The organism is Azospira sp. (assembly GCF_030247495.1).
GTDB lineage: Bacteria > Pseudomonadota > Gammaproteobacteria > Burkholderiales > Rhodocyclaceae > Azospira > Azospira oryzae.
On sequence record NZ_JAOTRW010000004.1, the window covers coordinates 74,155 to 89,505 of the forward strand.

A 15,351-nucleotide genomic window follows, 5' to 3' on the forward strand; every position below is an offset into this window, starting at 1 on the left:
CAAAAGGGTTCAGGACTTACTTGCCCTTGCGAGCCTTGAGTTCTTCTTCAAGTTCGCGGAAGGACGGGCGGACATCGGAGAAGAGAACCTTGCGCCCGAACTCGATGGCCACCTGGGGAGCGTAGCCGGACATGGCGGCCAGCAGCACCACCTTGATGCACTGGTAAATCTTCGAGCCTTCGTGGGCCTTCTGCTCCAGCAGGCTGGAGATGGGCGAGACGAAGCCGTAGGAAAGCAGGATACCGAGGAAGGTGCCCACCAGGGCGCCGCCGATCATCTTGCCGAGCACGGCGGGCGGCTGGCCCACGGAGCCCATCACGTTCACCACCCCCATCACCGCCACCACGATACCGAAGGCGGGAGCGCCGTCGGCCACCTTGGCCATGGCATGGCCCGGCACCTCTTCCTCGTGATGGTGGGTCTCGATTTCCATGTCCATCAGGGCTTCGATTTCCAGGGTATTGAGGTTGCCGCCCACCATCATGCGCAGGTAGTCGGTGATGAAATCGAGGACGTGGTGGTCGCCGGCAATGTCCGGGTACTTGCTGAAGATGGGGCTGGATTCGGGGTTTTCCACATCGGCTTCGATGGCCATCAGGCCTTCCTTGCGCACCTTGGCGAGGATTTCGAAGAGCATGGCCAGCAGGTCGATGTAGAGGGCCTTGGTGTACTTGGAGCCCTTGAAGATGGAAGGCAGGGCGCCGACCGTCTTCTTGATGACCTTCATGCTGTTGCTGGCGACGAAGGCGCCCACCACCAGACCGACGATGGCGGCATATTCGGCGGGCACCCACAGGGCAGCCAGGCTGCCGTGGATGGCGTAGGTGCCAACCGAGGCCAGCAGGATGACTACATAACCAATGATGAGAAACATGCTTCCCCCCACTGCCCTTCCGGCAGCGCCTGCTGTATTAATTCGGTGTATGCCATTCTAGCAACAACCCTTACGGCTGAGCAAAATAGCATCGGGCCGGACAAAAGCCCCAGAAAAACTCCGCCAGCCGGCGGATTCTGGCCCCCGGAGGCGATCCATTTTGCCATTCATTATGGTGTCCCAAGGGCCCGGGGGCGAGGACAAATGTCTCTTATTTGGGCCCGGAAACTGTTTTAAACTGGCAAACATGCGCCACGCACACTCCTCCTCCCGCGATGAACTACTGTAGCCACTGCGGCGCTCCGGTGCACCTGCGCATCCCGCCGGGAGACAGCCTGCCCCGCCACGTCTGTGACGCCTGCGGCACCATCCATTACCTCAATCCCAAGCTGGTGATCGGCTGCATTGCCGAATGGGAGGAGCGCATCCTCCTCTGCCGCCGCGCCATCGAACCGCGCCACGGCTACTGGACCCTGCCGGCCGGCTTCATGGAAAACGAGGAGACCACCGGCCAGGCCGCGGCCCGGGAAACCCTGGAGGAAGCCTGCGCCCGGGTGGAAATCGGCAGCCTTTTCGCCGTGGTGAATGTGCCCCACATCAACCAGGTCCACCTCTTCTACCTGGGCAAGCTGGTGGACGGCCGCCACAGCCCGGGGGAGGAAAGCCTGGAAACGGCCCTGCTGCAGGAAAGCGACATCCCCTGGCACGACCTGGCCTTCCGCAGCGTGCGCTTCGCCCTGGAACGCTATTACGCCGACAAGCGGGAAGGCCACTTCCGCCTGCACAGCCTGGACCTGCCCCCGCCGCCGGCGGACTACCTCTAGGGCCGGCCCGCCCCCTACTCCTCCAGCTTGAATTCGATCGGCAGCACCAGCCGCAACTCCCGGCCGCGCAGGGCTTCCGGCAGCGGCGTCGCCGCCAGGGCCCGGTTAAGCATTTCCAGCCCCTGGTCGTCGAGCAGTCCATAGCCACTGGAGCGCTGCAACTGCACCGTGCCGGCCAGGCCGGCGGGACCACCCACCAGCACCACCACTTCCACCGTCCCCTCCCAGCCCCGCTCCCGGGCCAGCCGCGGATAGCGCTTGAAGCGCCGCGCCTCCAGGGCCAGGGCCAGGCGGTACTGGCGCAGGGCATCGCCGCTGGCACCTTCCCGGGCCGGCGCTGCCGCGCCCCGCTCGCCGCCGCCGGTCGCCGGACTGGCCGCCGCGCCGGCATGGCCCTCCCCCTCCCCCCGCCGCTCCGGCGCAGCCTCGGCCGACGCCGGCGGACGGGCGGCAGCAGCCGCCACCTGGGCGGTGGCACCGGGAACGGCCAAGATGGGGACCGGCCGCTCAGGCAGGCGGGACGGCGATTTTGGCGGCACCTGCCGGGAAAGCGGCGCCAACTGAGCCTCCCGGGGCAGGGCCTCGGCAGCGGGCCGGCCGCCGCGCAGATCCACCCGCATGCCGCCAGCCGCCGCGCTGGGCGTGGGCGTCAGACTCCAACGTCCCCAGGCCAGGAGCACGGCATGGGCCAGCAGGGAAACCACCAGGGCGGCTTTGAGGGTGGAAGATGGGGCAGCCATGGAACGATTGGGCAGACAAATGGATGGAAGACAGGGCCGCAGCCGCGGCAGTGGCGGCAACGGGGGAAAATCGGAGCCGCCGCTGCCATACAGGCGCAAGGATACCCGAAAGCCTCCCCTTCCCCAGCCGCCACCCGGCAGCCGGGCCATGCCCTAGGAAAAGCCGGCGGCCTTTGTTACTCTGGCGCAAACCGATGATTTTTATGGACTCCCATGAACGATCCGGTATGCCTGCCGCCCCCGCACTGCCTCCCGGCCCCCCACCTGCTGGCCGAGTACGCCTGCGCGCCCCTGATCCTGGCCCTGGACCAGAACGGAGTGCCCCAGCGCTGGATCTCCTGGCAGGAGGCCTGCTTCTACTACGCCCGGGAAATGGTGGCCTGGGATGCGGGCGACAACGCCTTCACCCTGCGCGGCGGCATTTCCCGCCTCACCGGCCAGCGCTCCGCCATCACCGCCAACAGCATCATCGCCCTGCGCGGCCACAGCCACGGCCAAGGCTACAACCGCCACGTACCGCCCCTCTCCAACCGGGAACTGTTCCACCGGGACCGCCACCTGTGCGCCTACTGCGGCCGGGAATTTTCCAGCCAGCGCCTGACCCGGGACCACGTCATCCCCATTTCAAAGGGCGGCAGCGACACCTGGACCAACGTGGTGGCCGCCTGCATGCCCTGCAACCAGAAGAAGGGCGCCCGCCTGCTGGAAAAGGCCGGCATGGAACTGCTCTACCTGCCCTACGTGCCCAACCGGGCCGAATTCCTGATTCTCTCCAACCGCCAGATCCTGGCCGACCAGATGGACTTCCTGGCCCGCCACGTGCCGGCCAAGAGCCGGGTCATCTGAAGCCGCCCCGCGGCGCCGGGAACGGCCCGGCCCCGGCTGTGGCAAAATCGGCCCATCGGCTTTCATTGACGCGGAATTCCCCATGCCCCAAGGCCCCCTGGCCCATCTGACCCTGCTCGACTGGAGCGCCCTGAGCTGGTTCCTCTTCTGCTGGATCGGCTACGTCTTCTTCGCCGAACGGGGGCCTCACGCCCGGGAGAACCTGGTGGGCCAGGGCCACGCCTACCGCCTGCAATGGGCGCGGCGCCTGCTGGAGCGGGAAGTGCGCATCACCGACGCCTCCCTTATCGGCAACCTGATGAACAGCGTCTCCTTCTACGCCAACACCACCATCTACATCATCGCCGGCCTCTTCGCCGTGCTCGGCACCCTGGACAAGGTGGTCTCCGTCACCGCCGACTTCCCCTTCGCCCGGGAAGTCACCCGGGACCTGCTGGAACTGAAGCTGCTGCTACTCTTCGGCGTCTTCGTCGTTGCCTATTTCAAGTTCACCTGGTCCCTGCGCCAGTTCAACCTGCTCTCCATCCTGGTGGGCGCCGCCCCCACCGGCAGCTGCGACACCGATCCGGAACTGGAAGCCAGCGCCCGGCGCATGGCGGCGGTGAACAGCTACGCCGGGGACGACTTCAACCGGGGCATCCGGGCCTACTACTTCGGCCTCGCCGCCCTCACCTGGCTGGTGGGTCCGGGCCTGTTCCTGGTGGTTACCAGCATCATCGTGGTGGTGCTCTACCGCCGCGACTACCATTCCGAGACCCTGCTGGCGATGCGCCCGCCCGGCGGCGGCACCTGAGAAACAAAGGGCTCAGGCGCTCAGCTTGAGCCCGGCCACCCCGGCCAGAATCAGGCCGATGCTGCACAGACGCAGGGGACTGGCCGATTCCCCCAGCAGGAAAACCCCCACCAGGGCGGTGCCGGCGATGCCGATGGCCGTCCACACCGCATAGGCCAAGCCCAGGGGCAGCTGTTTCAGGGCCAGGGCCAGCAGGCCCACGCTCGCCGCCATGGCCGCCAGGGTGACGGACCACATCAACGCCGGACGGGAGGAGGCGGCCGCCGACTTGAGGCCCAAGGCCCAGCCGATCTCCAGCAGACCGGCGAGCAGCAGCACAGCCCAGGCCAGCAGGGGCGAGAGGGAAAAGACAGTAGTGGGGGAAAACATGGGCGACCTCCGTGACAACGGGGCCGTCCCCAAGGTACGGACGCTGGCGGGGTCGTCCCCGCAGCGGGCGGCAGGCGCCGCCGGAAGAAGCAGAAAAGGAGTGGCGGTGAGGGTGGGATTCGAACCCACGTGCCAGGTTTCCCTGACCATCTGATTTCGAGTCAGCGCCGTTATGGCCACTTCGGTACCTCACCGGGGAGGCGGATTTTAGCACGATTCGCCGCCCCGGGCGCTGACCTGGGCCCCTTTGTCGGGCTGGGCGTCCATGGCACAATCCGGGAACTTTTTTCCCGGACAACCCCGGAAAGGCGAGGATGCGTCCACAGGTATTCCGCTGGCTGCTGGTTGCCCTGCTTGCCCTGGTCCTGGTCTACGCCTGTGCCGACAGGAAGGTGGCCTCCTGGCGGGAAAGCAACGAGCTGGTGGTTCTCACCAGCCCCGGCCCCCTGACCTACACCCCCGGCGCCCAGGACAACGGCGGCGAAGCCGGGGCCGGCTTCGAGTACGACCTGGTCAGCCTCTTCGCCGAGGAGGCCGGGCTCAAGCTGAAGCTGGTTTCCGTCGGCAATTACCGGGAAGTGGCCCAGGCCCTGAAGCGGGGCGCCGGCCACATGGCCGCCGCCTGGCTGGTCTGGCACCCGGGTGTGGCCAACAGCGAATTCCAGGCCACCACTCCCTTCTTCCAGAGCAGCCACCTGCTGGTGCAGCACGAGGCCTCCCTGCCCATCACCAGCACCGAACAGCTGGCCGGACGCACCGTGCACGTGGTGGCCCGCAGCCGCCACGCCGACCTGCTGGCCGGGCTGCCGGCCCTCAATCCGCCGGTGACGGTGCAGGAACATCCGGAATGGAGCGACCTGGACCTGCTGCAGGCGGTGGCCGAGCAGCGCATCGAGCTGGCCCTCACCGACGGCCCCATCCTCGACATCGCCCAGAACTACTATCCCCAGCTCAGCGCCACCCTGCAGATCGGCGAGCCCCAGCCCATCGCCTGGCTCTTCCCCGGAGATGCGGACCCGGAGCTGGTGGCCAAGGCCGAAGCCTTCCTCGGCCGGGTGCACAAGGACGGCACCCTGGTGCGCCTGAAGGACCGCTATTTCGGCCACGTGCGCCGCTTGAAGCAGTTTGACGTGGTGCAGTTCCTCGAGCGCACCCGCAGCCTCCTGCCCGATTTCCGCACCCAGTTCGAATCGGCCCAGGCCCGTACCGGCATCGACTGGCGCCTCATCGCCGCCCTCGCCTACCAGGAATCCCAGTGGGACCCCATGGCCACCAGCCCCACCGGGGTGCGGGGCATGATGATGCTGACCGAGGAAACGGCGGACCGCCTCGGCGTTTCCAACCGGCTCGACCCGAAACAGAGCATCAGCGCCGGCGCCCGCTACCTGGCGGACATCCGGGACCAGCTGCCGGAAACGGTGAAGGAGCCGGACCGCACCTGGATGGCCCTGGCCGCCTACAACCTGGGCCTGGGCCACATGAAGGGCGGCCTTGCCATCGCCCCCAGCACCGAGGCGGACCCGGATTCCTGGTTCGAGATGAAGCGGGTGCTGCCCCTGCTCTCCCGCCCCGAGTATTACCGGCGCTTGAAGAGCGGCCGCGCCCGGGGTGGCGAAGCGGTGATCATGGTGGAGAACATCCGCATCTTCTACGACATCCTCACCCGCCACGAGCCGCCCTACATTCCGCCCAAGCCGGTGGCGGAAAGGAAGGAGAAAAAGGGCGACAAGAAAGGCAAGAAACGACACTGAGGCACCGCCGGACAGGCAAGGCGCCAAGGTCGAACGGGGCATGGCGCAGAGGCAGGCAGCAAGCCATTATCCAGACAGGCCATGCCAGGAAGCCCGCCCCGCCTGCCTTGCAGCCGGGGCAAAGAAAAAGGCCGGGATCTTCCCGGCCTTTGCTTTTTGCGGAGAGCGACGCGGCTTAGGCGGCGACGATCTTCTCCAGGCCGCCCATGTAGGGACGCAGCACGGCCGGCACGGTGACGGAGCCGTCGGCGTTCTGGAAGTTTTCCAGGATGGCCACCAGGGTGCGGCCCACGGCCAGACCGGAACCGTTGAGGGTGTGCACCAGCTCCGGCTTGTTCTTCTCGTTGCGGAAACGGGCTTGCAGGCGGCGGGCCTGGAAGGACTCGAAGTTGGAGCAGGAGGAGATTTCCCGGTAGGTGTTCTGGGCCGGCAGCCACACTTCCAGGTCGTAGGTCTTGGCGGCGGAGAAGCCCATGTCGCCGGTGCACAGGGTGACGCGGCGGTAGGGCAGCTCCAGCTTTTCCAGGATCGTTTCGGCGTGGCGGGTCAGCTCTTCATGGGCCTCGGCGGACTTCTCGGGGGCCACGATCTGCACCAGCTCCACCTTGTCGAACTGGTGCTGGCGGATCATGCCCCGGGTGTCGCGGCCGTAGGAGCCGGCTTCGGAACGGAAGCAGGGGGTGTGGCAGACCAGCTTCAGGGGCAGGGCCTCGGCGGCGAGGATTTCGTCGCGCACGATGTTGGTCACCGGCACTTCGGCGGTGGGGATCAGGTACAGGGGCTCGGCATCGGCCCGGGCGATCTTGAACAGGTCTTCCTCGAACTTGGGCAGCTGGCCGGTGCCGAAGAGGCTGGCGGCATTCACCAGGTAGGGGGTATAGACCTCGGTGTAGCCGTGCTCGCCGGTGTGGGTGTCGAGCATGAACTGGGCGAGAGCCCGGTGCAGGCGGGCCAGTTGGCCCTTCATGACGGAGAAGCGGGCGCCGGAAATCTTGGCGGCCACGGCGAAATCCAGCTGACCCAGGGATTCGCCCACGTCGGTGTGATCCTTGACCTCGAAGTCGAAAGTGCGGGGCGTGCCCCAGCGCTTCACTTCCACGTTGTCGGTTTCGTCCTTGCCCACCGGAACGGTTTCATTGGGCAGGTTGGGAATGGCGGCGACGATGGCGTTGAACTCGCCCAGCAGCTCGGTGAGGCGGGCTTCGGCCTGCTCCAGCTCGGTCTTCATGGCGGCCACCTGGGCCATCACCTCGGAAGCATCCTCGCCCTTGCCCTTCAACATGCCGATCTGCTTGGAAAGGGAATTGCGGCTGGCCTGCAGCTCCTGGGTGCGGGTCTGCAGGGTCTTGCGCTCGGCCTCCAGGGCGGAGAACTGGGTGAAGTCGATAGCCTTGCCGCGGGTCGCCAGGCGGGCAGCCACGGCGTCGAGGTCGTTGCGGAGCAGTTGAATGTCGAGCATGGAATCAAAACCTTTTTGCCACAGAGGGCACAGAGATCACAGAGAAAATCGTTTCACGCCGTCGGCAAGCCTGGGCTCGCCAAAGTTGATAAGTAAACCACGTTTCAAACCAGTTGCCTTCAGGTAGGACAAGACCTGGGCCGATACTGCTTCGGGCAGCGCCCGTTGGGACTTCAGCTCCACCACCACGGCATCGGCCACCACCAGATCAAGGCGCTGGCCGGCAATCACCCGGCCCTTGTACACCACCTCCACCGCCACCTGCCGGGCAAAGGAAATATCCCGCAGGGACATTTCATGGCAGAGGGCCTCCTCATAGACACTCTCCAGCAGCCCCGGCCCCAGCAGACGATGCACCTCGATGGCGGCGCCGATAATCTGCTGGGTCAGTTGGTCTGCCATGACACTCGGTGTCCTCTGTGCCCTCTGTGGCTAGCCTTTTTTGCCTTTGCGGGCGGCCTGGGCATCCAGGTCCCGCAGGTGGGCGAGCTTTTCGCCGATCTTGATTTCCAGGCCCCGCTCCACCGGCTGATACCAGGTGGCGGGCACCATGCCGTCGGGGAAGTAGTTCTCACCGGCGGCGTAGCCTTCGGCTTCGTCGTGGGCGTAGCGGTAATCCTTGCCGTAGCCCAGATCCTTCATCAGCTTGGTGGGGGCGTTGCGCAGGTGCTCGGGCACCGGGCGGGAGCCGTCCTTGGCGACGAAGGCGCGTGCCGCATTATACGCGTTGTAGGCGGCATTCGATTTGGCGGCGCAGGCCAGGTAGATCACTGCCTGGGCCAGGGCCAGCTCCCCTTCCGGCGAGCCCAGGCGCTCGTAGGTCTGGGCCGCGTTCATGGCGATCTCGCTGCCCCGGGGGTCGGCCAGGCCGATGTCTTCCCAGGCCATGCGCACGATGCGCCGGGCCAGGTAACGGGGGTCGGCGCCGCCATCCAGCATGCGGCAGAACCAGTAGAGGGCGCCGTCCGGGTTGGAGCCCCGCACCGACTTGTGCAGGGCCGAAATCTGGTCGTAGAAGGCATCGCCGCCCTTGTCGAAGCGGCGCAGGCTCTGGGCCATGGTGGCCTCTATAAAGGCCCCATCCACCTTGGCCAGCTTGGCGGTGCGGGCCGCGGTGCGTACCTGCTCCAGCAGGTTGAGAAAGCGCCGGGCATCGCCATCGGCCAGGCCGATCAGGCGGGTGCGGGCCTCCTCGTCGAAGTCCAGCTCCGCCAGGGCTTTTTCCCGGGCGCGGTCGAACAGCTGGCCCATCTCCGCCTCGTCCAGGGACTTCAGTACATACACCGACGCCCGGGAAAGCAGGGCCGAATTGACCTCGAAGGAAGGGTTCTCGGTGGTGGCGCCGATAAAGGTGAACAGGCCGCTTTCGACGAAGGGCAGAAAGCCGTCCTGCTGGGCCTTGTTGAAGCGGTGGATTTCATCGACGAAGAGGATGGTGCGCTTGCCCTGGGCCTTCCACATCTCGGCCTGGGCCACCGCCTCCCGCACTTCCTTGATGCCGGAGAAAACAGCGGAAAGGGCAATGAACTCGCAGTTGAACTGGGTCGCCATCATGCGCGCCAGGGTGGTCTTGCCCACCCCGGGCGGCCCCCACAGGATCATGGAATGGGGCTGCCCCGACTCGAAGGCCAAACGCAGGGGCTTGCCCGGCCCCAGCAGATGCTGCTGACCGATCACCTCGTCGGGCGCACGCGGCCGCAACTGTTCCGCCAGGGGCGCCCCGGCATCCACCGTTCCTTGGGAAAAAAGATCGTTCACTCAGAATCCATTGGCAGCAGGACTGCCCGTGCAAAAGCCGCAGTTTACCTTAAGGCGTAACTGGCCCAATGCACCATGCTCAAGGCAAAAACACGTTCGCTTCGTCAGCTTCCGTTCCCCAGGCGTTCGCCATGACGAAGGCGTACGCATCCCGGATATACTTCAGAAAGACTAGTCGCAACTGAAACGAAGTCGAGCAATTCGCCTGAACAACTCAGCCCGCAAGCTGCCCTAGTGTTTTCTCTTCAAAATTTCACCACTACAGTAGTCCATCACATCAACCATGCGAGCACTCCAGCACATGCGATATCACTGGCTTCAAGCTCTCTCAGCATTAGTCTGCATAACATTCACCGGCTTGGTACATGCAGAATCGCCGCTATACATGCTCAAGCACAACTGGATGCAATGCGCCAACGAAAGCGACGTAATTGATCTTGCAGACACCAAAACTCAATTGGATCTCTTGCGTGAGGGATGGGCCAAGTTCATTTCTGGAAGATGCACCGCACCTAACCTTCCGATGTGGCGAATTAGCCGGCTTACCGAAAAAAGAACCCCGAAAGGATAGCTCTATTACTGTTTCAACCGGATAGAACTCACACAGGTAGGAGAACCACAGAATCAGATTTATGAGGAGAGCACCCTCGAAGAGCGAGAGTGTGTTCCGTCATTTATGCTTTCCACAGTAGATGCCGAACTTCGAGCAAGGAAAGGCGACTACACCGTACGCGTTGATGATCCAGGATTTACTAAAGCCTTCTGTACCGAGGGTGGCCATGTCCAGTTGCGGAAGACAGAAAATGGACTTCTTAGAACTGTATTTGACCTCCCTTGGAAGCACCCGCCCTATTTTGTGTGGGACGTCCCAGCTGGGACCGATATCCATACAGCGACTAGAGAAGGATGCAAGGGCGCTGACGTTCGGTGACTACTCGTAATCGAAATGTTGGCTGACGATTCGCAGACCAGCTTTACGATGTAGCAATACTTGATGACCTGATTGTCCAGATTGACTCAGCAATCTTGGGACGATGGAAGCCCTTGTTTCTGCGGAATATTCCGAGCCCAACTTTAGGCCTTGTATCAGTTCTCCAGATGGGCACCGGAAGGATGTGCTTCGCCACAAATTTCTAACGTCTGTAGCCCCTCACTCCCCCGCCACATCCGCTCCGGGCGGCGGGGTGAAGCGGAAGAGGCCGGGGGCCAGGGACGGGTTGCGTTCGACCCGGTTGAAGATGAGGGCGGTGGTCTGGCCGAAGCTGTCGTGCAGTTCCATGGCCCGCAGGTTGTCGCCGGCAAAGCCGAGGCGGACTTTTTCGAAGCCGGAGTCGGCGCTCCTGGGGGTGGCTTCGGCCCATTCCAGGCCGTCCTTCTCGCCGCCTTCGGCCAGGGTGAAGTTCTTTTCCAGGGAGGCGGAGCCTTCGCCGGCCAGCAGGGCGGCCGGGGTGGCGCCCAGGGTCTTGCCCATTTTCTTTACCGTCACCTGCTTCAGTTCCGGGTCGTAGATCCAGAATTTTTCGCCGTCGCCCACCATCAGCTGGGGATAGGGCTTTTCCACCTGCCAGCGGAACTTGCCGGGGCGCTGGAACATCATCAGCCCGGCGGAGTTCTGGGGCTTGCGGCCGCTCTTGGCCACCACGGACTGGACGAACTCGGCCCGCAGGCTGCGGGTGTTGTCGAGGAAGGACTTGAGCTTGGCGACGCCGGAGGCCTGGGCGGCGCCGGGCAGCAGGGCGGCGGCCAGGAGGGCCGCCAGCAGGAACTTGGGGGGAGTTTTCATCATTCTTCCGTCTTGCGGCCCAGCACTTCGCGCCCGCCGCGGCCATCCATGGCGGAGACCAGGCCGGCCCGCTCCATGGCTTCGATGAGGCGGGAGGCCCGGTTGTAGCCGATGCGCAGGTTGCGCTGGACCAGGGAAATGGAGGCCCGGCGGGTCTTGAGGACGATCTCCACGGCCTGGTCGTACATGGGGTCGTTTTCGGGGTCGTCACCGCCCTCGCCGTCGCCGCCGCCATCTTCGTCACCGCCGGCACCGCTGAGCACATCCTCGATGTAATCGGGGGCGCCGGTCTTCTTCAGGTATTCGACCACGTGGTGCACTTCGTCGTCGGCGACGAAGGCGCCGTGCACCCGGGTGGGATAGCCGCTGCCCGGCGTCAGGTAGAGCATGTCACCCTGGCCCAGCAGGGCTTCGGCGCCCATCTGGTCAAGGATGGTGCGGGAGTCGATCTTGCTGGAGACCTGGAAGGAGATGCGGGTGGGGATGTTGGCCTTGATCAGGCCGGTGATCACATCCACGCTGGGCCGCTGGGTCGCCAGGATGAGGTGGATGCCGGCGGCCCGGGCCTTCTGGGCCAGGCGGGCGATCAGTTCTTCCACCTTCTTGCCCACCACCATCATCAGGTCCGCCAGCTCGTCGATGACCACCACGATATAGGGCAGCTCGGTCAGGGGCTCGGGGGATTCGGGGGTGATGGAGAGCGGGTTGGGAATCTTCTGCTCGTTCTTCTCCGCCTCGCGGATCTTGGCGTTGAAGCCGGCCAGGTTGCGCACGCCCATGGCGCTCATCAGCTTGTAGCGCTTTTCCATCTCGCCGACGCACCAGTTGAGCGCGTTGGCGGCCTGGCGCATGTCGGTCACCACCGGCGCCAGCAGGTGGGGAATGCCTTCGTAGATGGAAAGTTCCAGCATCTTCGGGTCCACCAGGATGAGGCGCACATCCTTGGCGGTGGACTTGTAGAGCAGGGACAGGATCATGGCGTTGATGCCCACCGACTTGCCGGAACCGGTGGTGCCGGCCACCAGCAGGTGGGGCATCTTGGCCAGGTCGGCCACCGTGGCCTGGCCGCCGATGTCCTTGCCCAGGGCCACGGTGAGGGGCGAGGCCATGTCGTAATAGGCCTTGCTGGAAAGGATTTCCGAGAGGCGCACGGCCTGGCGCTTGGGATTGGGCAGTTCCAGGGCCATGCAGGACTTGCCCGGCACCGTTTCCACCACCCGCACCGAGATGAGGGCCAGGGCCCGGGCCAGGTCCCGCGCCAGATTGACGATCTGGGCGCCCTTGACGCCCACCGCCGGCTCGATTTCGTAGCGGGTGATGACCGGGCCGGGGTAGGCGGCCAGCACCTTCACCTGGACGCCGAAGTCAGCCAGCTTGCGTTCGATGAGGCGGGAGGTGAATTCCAGGGTGTCCGCCGCCGGCAGATCGGTCTGGGGCGGCGCCGGGTCCAGCAGGTGCAGGGGCGGCAGCTGGCCGCCCTCCACCGCCTCGGGGAAGAGGGGCGTCTGGCGCTCCCGCTCGATGCGCTTTTCCACCTTGGTGGAGACTTCGATCTCGGGCTCGACGATTTCGATGCGGATGGGCTCGTGGTCTTCCACCCGGGCCCGCTCCACTTCCACCACGGCTTCCCGCTCCCGGGCCACTTCGCGGCCGATGCGCTGATCCTGCCAGCGCTCGATGAGGCCGCGGATGCCGAAATAGGTGCCTTCCACCAGGGTGCCCAGACGCTCGAAGGTGGACAGCCAGCTCATGCCGGAAAAGAGGCTCCAGCCCAGCACCACGCCGGTGAGCAGGACCAGGGTGGCGCCGGTGTAGCCGAGGGCGGCGACGGCGGCGTTGCCCAACTCAAGGCCCAGCATGCCGCCGGGCACCAGGGGCAGGGGCGTACGCAGGGTGTAGAAACGGATGGCTTCGAGGCCGCAGCTGGCCACCAGCAGGAGGAGGAAGCCGATGGCGGCGACGATCAGGGGGCGGCGGTCGCCGTTGCCGCGCAGGCCGTCGAGGCGGCGGTAGCCCCACCACACCAGGGCCAGCATGAGGGTGACCCACCACCAGGCGGAAGCACCGAAGAGATAGAGCAGAAGATCGGAGAGCCAGGCGCCGAAACGGCCGGCGGGGTTGTGCAGGGCGTCCACCTGGGCCGCATGGGACCAGCCCGGGTCGGCCCGGTCGTAGCCCCACAGGGCCAGGGAGAGGAAGCCGGCGAACACCACCAGCGCCAGCCAGCGGGATTCCTGCAGGATGACGGCAATCTTTTCCGGCAGGGGGCTGGGGGACTTATCGGAGTTGCGACGGGCGGATTGGGGGACGGCCATTGGCGGCGAACAGTTGGTAGGTTCGCCCGATTATAACGGCAAGCGTCCCTTAGATTTCGTGCAGGACAATGCGGCCGTCCTGAACTTCGATGTAACCGCTGGTTTCCAGGTCCTTCATCACCCGACTGACCATTTCCCGGGAGGCGCCGATCATCTTGGCGATATCCTGCTTGGTCAGCTTGCGGGTGACGATGCGCCGGCCTTCCTGCATCTCGGAAAACTCCAGCAGCAGCTTGGCGACCCGGCCGAAAACGTCCATCAGGGCCAGGCTTTCGATCTTGCGGTCGGCTTCCCGCAGGCGCTGCACCAGGCTGCGCAGCAGGTAGAAGGTCAGATCCACGTGCTCGGTGAGGAGGCGGCGGAACTCAGCCTTGGCGATGATCAGGACCTCGCACACTTCCAGGGCCACCACGTTGGCCGAGCGGGGCTCGCCATCGAGCAGGCCCATTTCGCCGAAAAACTCGCCGGTGCCGAGGATGGCCAGGATCACTTCCCGCCCTTCCTCATCGCTGTTGAGCACCTTGATGCTGCCCGAGATGAGGATGTAGAGGGAGTCCGTGACGTCGCCGGCCCGCACAATGGTCGTACCCCGGGTCACCTTGCGATAGGTGGATACCCGGGCCAGATGTTCCAGTTCGCTGTCCGGCACACGCTCAAACATGGGCAAGCCCCGGAGCGTGGCGAGGCTTAGTCCTCTCCCAACCTGCATACTCAGCCTTATTTTTGCTTGTGGTGTGGATAAATCAGCGCCGATTATATGCCAAATCCGTCACGCGCCACCGCCGCCGGCGAGTTCGGCTACAGCCCCCCCGCTTTCGCTATAATTTCCCCCCCGACCCGAAAATCCGACCGCGAGAGAAACGCCATGACCACCCAACGCCACAGCCGCCTGCTCATCCTCGGTTCCGGCCCCGCCGGCTACACCGCCGCCGTCTATGCCGCCCGCGCCAACCTGAAACCCGTGCTGATCACCGGCCTGGCCCAGGGCGGCCAGCTGATGACCACCACCGAAGTGGACAACTGGCCCGCCGACGCGGCCGGCGTCCAGGGCCCCGAGCTGATGCAGCGTTTCGAGGAGCATGCCCGCCGCTTCGAGACCGAGATCATCTTCGACCACATCCACACCGCCAAGCTGCAGGAAAAGCCCTTCCGCCTCATCGGCGATGCCGGCGAATACACCTGCGACGCCCTCATCATCGCCACCGGCGCCTCCGCCCAGTACCTGGGCCTGCCCTCCGAAGAGAAGTTCGCCGGCCGCGGCGTCTCCGCCTGCGCCACCTGTGACGGCTTCTTCTACCGCAACCAGGCCGTGGCCGTGGTGGGCGGCGGCAACACCGCCGTGGAAGAGGCCCTGTACCTGGCCAACATCGCCAGCCACGTCACCGTGATCCACCGCCGCAACAAGTTCAAGTCCGAAAAGATCCTCCAGGACAAGCTGATGAAGAAGGTGGAAGAAGGCAAGGTCACCGTGCTGTGGGATTCCACCCTGGAAGAAGTGCTGGGCGACGATTCCGGCGTCACCGGCCTCAAGGTGAAAAACGTCAATACCGGCGCCACCCAGGAAGTGCCGGTCATGGGCGTCTTCATCGCCATCGGCCACAAGCCCAACACCGAGCTGTTCGAGGGCCAACTGGAGCTGGAAAACGGCTACATCGTGACCCAGTCCGGCCGCGCCGGTAACGCCACCCAGACCAGCATCACCGGCGTCTTCGCTGCCGGCGACGTGCAGGACCACATCTACCGCCAGGCCTGCACCTCCGCCGGTACCGGCTGCATGGCCGCCCTGGATGCCGAACGCTACCTGGACGGCCTGGAGCAGGCGTAAGCCCTGGAACACCG

Annotated in this window: 14 protein-coding genes and 1 tRNA gene; 5 read left to right on the forward strand and 10 right to left on the reverse strand. The window is 65.1% G+C overall.

Going from position 1 to position 15,351, the window contains the following annotated elements; all coding sequences use genetic code 11:
- Positions 1–16: 16 nt before the first annotated feature.
- On the reverse strand, positions 17–874 hold the full coding sequence (gene motA / locus OEL49_RS06220; protein ID WP_014236788.1) for a flagellar motor stator protein MotA: 858 nt from the start codon (positions 872–874) through the stop codon (positions 17–19).
- Positions 875–1,149: 275 nt separating this feature from the next.
- Here motA and OEL49_RS06225 point away from each other — a divergent pair, with 275 nt between their 5' ends.
- A complete protein-coding gene (locus tag OEL49_RS06225; protein WP_130459979.1) occupies positions 1,150–1,698 on the forward strand; it encodes an NUDIX hydrolase in 549 nt (182 codons plus the stop codon).
- Positions 1,699–1,712: 14 nt separating this feature from the next.
- Here OEL49_RS06225 and OEL49_RS06230 read toward each other — a convergent pair whose 3' ends face one another.
- Entirely contained in the window at positions 1,713–2,438 is a 726-nt protein-coding gene (locus OEL49_RS06230; protein WP_287874222.1) for an energy transducer TonB, read from the reverse strand.
- A 213-nt stretch (positions 2,439–2,651) separates the two neighbouring features.
- On the opposite strand from OEL49_RS06230, the gene OEL49_RS06235 reads away from it, so the two are divergent.
- Positions 2,652–3,284, forward strand: coding sequence for an HNH endonuclease (locus OEL49_RS06235; RefSeq protein WP_205231526.1), 633 nt, complete (start codon positions 2,652–2,654; stop codon positions 3,282–3,284).
- Positions 3,285–3,366: 82 nt separating this feature from the next.
- Positions 3,367–4,077, forward strand: coding sequence for a DUF599 domain-containing protein (locus OEL49_RS06240; protein WP_287874223.1), 711 nt, complete (start codon positions 3,367–3,369; stop codon positions 4,075–4,077).
- 12 nt (positions 4,078–4,089) lie between these two features.
- Here the strand turns inward: OEL49_RS06240 and OEL49_RS06245 are convergent, their stop codons facing one another.
- Together OEL49_RS06245 and OEL49_RS06250 are read right to left on the reverse strand one after the other, a co-directional pair.
- Positions 4,090–4,446 carry a DMT family transporter gene (locus OEL49_RS06245; protein ID WP_287874224.1) on the reverse strand — a complete coding sequence of 119 codons (357 nt, stop codon included), beginning with the start codon at positions 4,444–4,446 and terminating at the stop codon, positions 4,090–4,092.
- 101 nt (positions 4,447–4,547) lie between these two features.
- A tRNA-Ser gene (locus tag OEL49_RS06250) sits at positions 4,548–4,640 on the reverse strand.
- A gap of 120 nt (positions 4,641–4,760) precedes the next feature.
- Here OEL49_RS06250 and mltF point away from each other — a divergent pair.
- On the forward strand, positions 4,761–6,197 hold the full coding sequence (mltF, locus tag OEL49_RS06255) for a membrane-bound lytic murein transglycosylase MltF (RefSeq protein ID WP_205231527.1): 1,437 nt from the start codon (positions 4,761–4,763) through the stop codon (positions 6,195–6,197).
- A 175-nt stretch (positions 6,198–6,372) separates the two neighbouring features.
- Here mltF and serS read toward each other — a convergent pair whose 3' ends face one another.
- From serS to OEL49_RS06285, 6 genes are all read right to left on the reverse strand, one after another.
- Positions 6,373–7,656, reverse strand: a complete 1,284-nt coding sequence (gene serS, locus OEL49_RS06260) for a serine--tRNA ligase (protein WP_287874225.1) — start codon at positions 7,654–7,656, stop codon at positions 6,373–6,375.
- Between the two features lie 36 nt (positions 7,657–7,692).
- Complete coding sequence (locus OEL49_RS06265) at positions 7,693–8,058, reverse strand: GxxExxY protein (RefSeq protein ID WP_287874226.1); 366 nt, start codon at positions 8,056–8,058, stop codon at positions 7,693–7,695.
- A gap of 30 nt (positions 8,059–8,088) precedes the next feature.
- Positions 8,089–9,414, reverse strand: coding sequence for a replication-associated recombination protein A (locus OEL49_RS06270; protein WP_287874227.1), 1,326 nt, complete (start codon positions 9,412–9,414; stop codon positions 8,089–8,091).
- 1,150 nt (positions 9,415–10,564) lie between these two features.
- On the reverse strand, positions 10,565–11,197 hold the full coding sequence (gene lolA, locus OEL49_RS06275) for an outer membrane lipoprotein chaperone LolA (protein WP_287874228.1): 633 nt from the start codon (positions 11,195–11,197) through the stop codon (positions 10,565–10,567).
- Entirely contained in the window at positions 11,197–13,512 is a 2,316-nt protein-coding gene (locus tag OEL49_RS06280) for a DNA translocase FtsK (protein ID WP_287874229.1), read from the reverse strand. Before OEL49_RS06280 ends, lolA begins: the two co-directional genes overlap by 1 nt.
- Before the next feature lie 49 nt (positions 13,513–13,561).
- A complete protein-coding gene (locus OEL49_RS06285; RefSeq protein ID WP_014236776.1) occupies positions 13,562–14,221 on the reverse strand; it encodes a Crp/Fnr family transcriptional regulator in 660 nt (219 codons plus the stop codon).
- 156 nt (positions 14,222–14,377) lie between these two features.
- Between OEL49_RS06285 and trxB the strand changes: the two genes are divergently transcribed.
- On the forward strand, positions 14,378–15,337 hold the full coding sequence (trxB, locus tag OEL49_RS06290) for a thioredoxin-disulfide reductase (protein WP_014236775.1): 960 nt from the start codon (positions 14,378–14,380) through the stop codon (positions 15,335–15,337).
- Positions 15,338–15,351 lie beyond the last annotated feature (14 nt).

What these genes read in the sequence shown, in the direction of transcription:
- motA (WP_014236788.1), bottom strand. Translation starts at nt 874, where the DNA reads ATGTTTCTCATCATTGGTTATGTAGTCATCCTGCTGGCCTCGGTTGGC.
- OEL49_RS06225 (WP_130459979.1), top strand. Translation starts at nt 1,150, where the DNA reads ATGAACTACTGTAGCCACTGCGGCGCTCCGGTGCACCTGCGCATCCCG.
- OEL49_RS06230 (WP_287874222.1), bottom strand. Translation starts at nt 2,438, where the DNA reads ATGGCTGCCCCATCTTCCACCCTCAAAGCCGCCCTGGTGGTTTCCCTG.
- OEL49_RS06235 (WP_205231526.1), top strand. Translation starts at nt 2,652, where the DNA reads ATGAACGATCCGGTATGCCTGCCGCCCCCGCACTGCCTCCCGGCCCCC.
- OEL49_RS06240 (WP_287874223.1), top strand. Translation starts at nt 3,367, where the DNA reads ATGCCCCAAGGCCCCCTGGCCCATCTGACCCTGCTCGACTGGAGCGCC.
- OEL49_RS06245 (WP_287874224.1), bottom strand. Translation starts at nt 4,446, where the DNA reads ATGTTTTCCCCCACTACTGTCTTTTCCCTCTCGCCCCTGCTGGCCTGG.
- mltF (WP_205231527.1), top strand. Translation starts at nt 4,761, where the DNA reads ATGCGTCCACAGGTATTCCGCTGGCTGCTGGTTGCCCTGCTTGCCCTG.
- serS (WP_287874225.1), bottom strand. Translation starts at nt 7,656, where the DNA reads ATGCTCGACATTCAACTGCTCCGCAACGACCTCGACGCCGTGGCTGCC.
- OEL49_RS06265 (WP_287874226.1), bottom strand. Translation starts at nt 8,058, where the DNA reads ATGGCAGACCAACTGACCCAGCAGATTATCGGCGCCGCCATCGAGGTG.
- lolA (WP_287874228.1), bottom strand. Translation starts at nt 11,197, where the DNA reads ATGAAAACTCCCCCCAAGTTCCTGCTGGCGGCCCTCCTGGCCGCCGCC.
- OEL49_RS06280 (WP_287874229.1), bottom strand. Translation starts at nt 13,512, where the DNA reads ATGGCCGTCCCCCAATCCGCCCGTCGCAACTCCGATAAGTCCCCCAGC.
- OEL49_RS06285 (WP_014236776.1), bottom strand. Translation starts at nt 14,221, where the DNA reads ATGCAGGTTGGGAGAGGACTAAGCCTCGCCACGCTCCGGGGCTTGCCC.
- trxB (WP_014236775.1), top strand. Translation starts at nt 14,378, where the DNA reads ATGACCACCCAACGCCACAGCCGCCTGCTCATCCTCGGTTCCGGCCCC.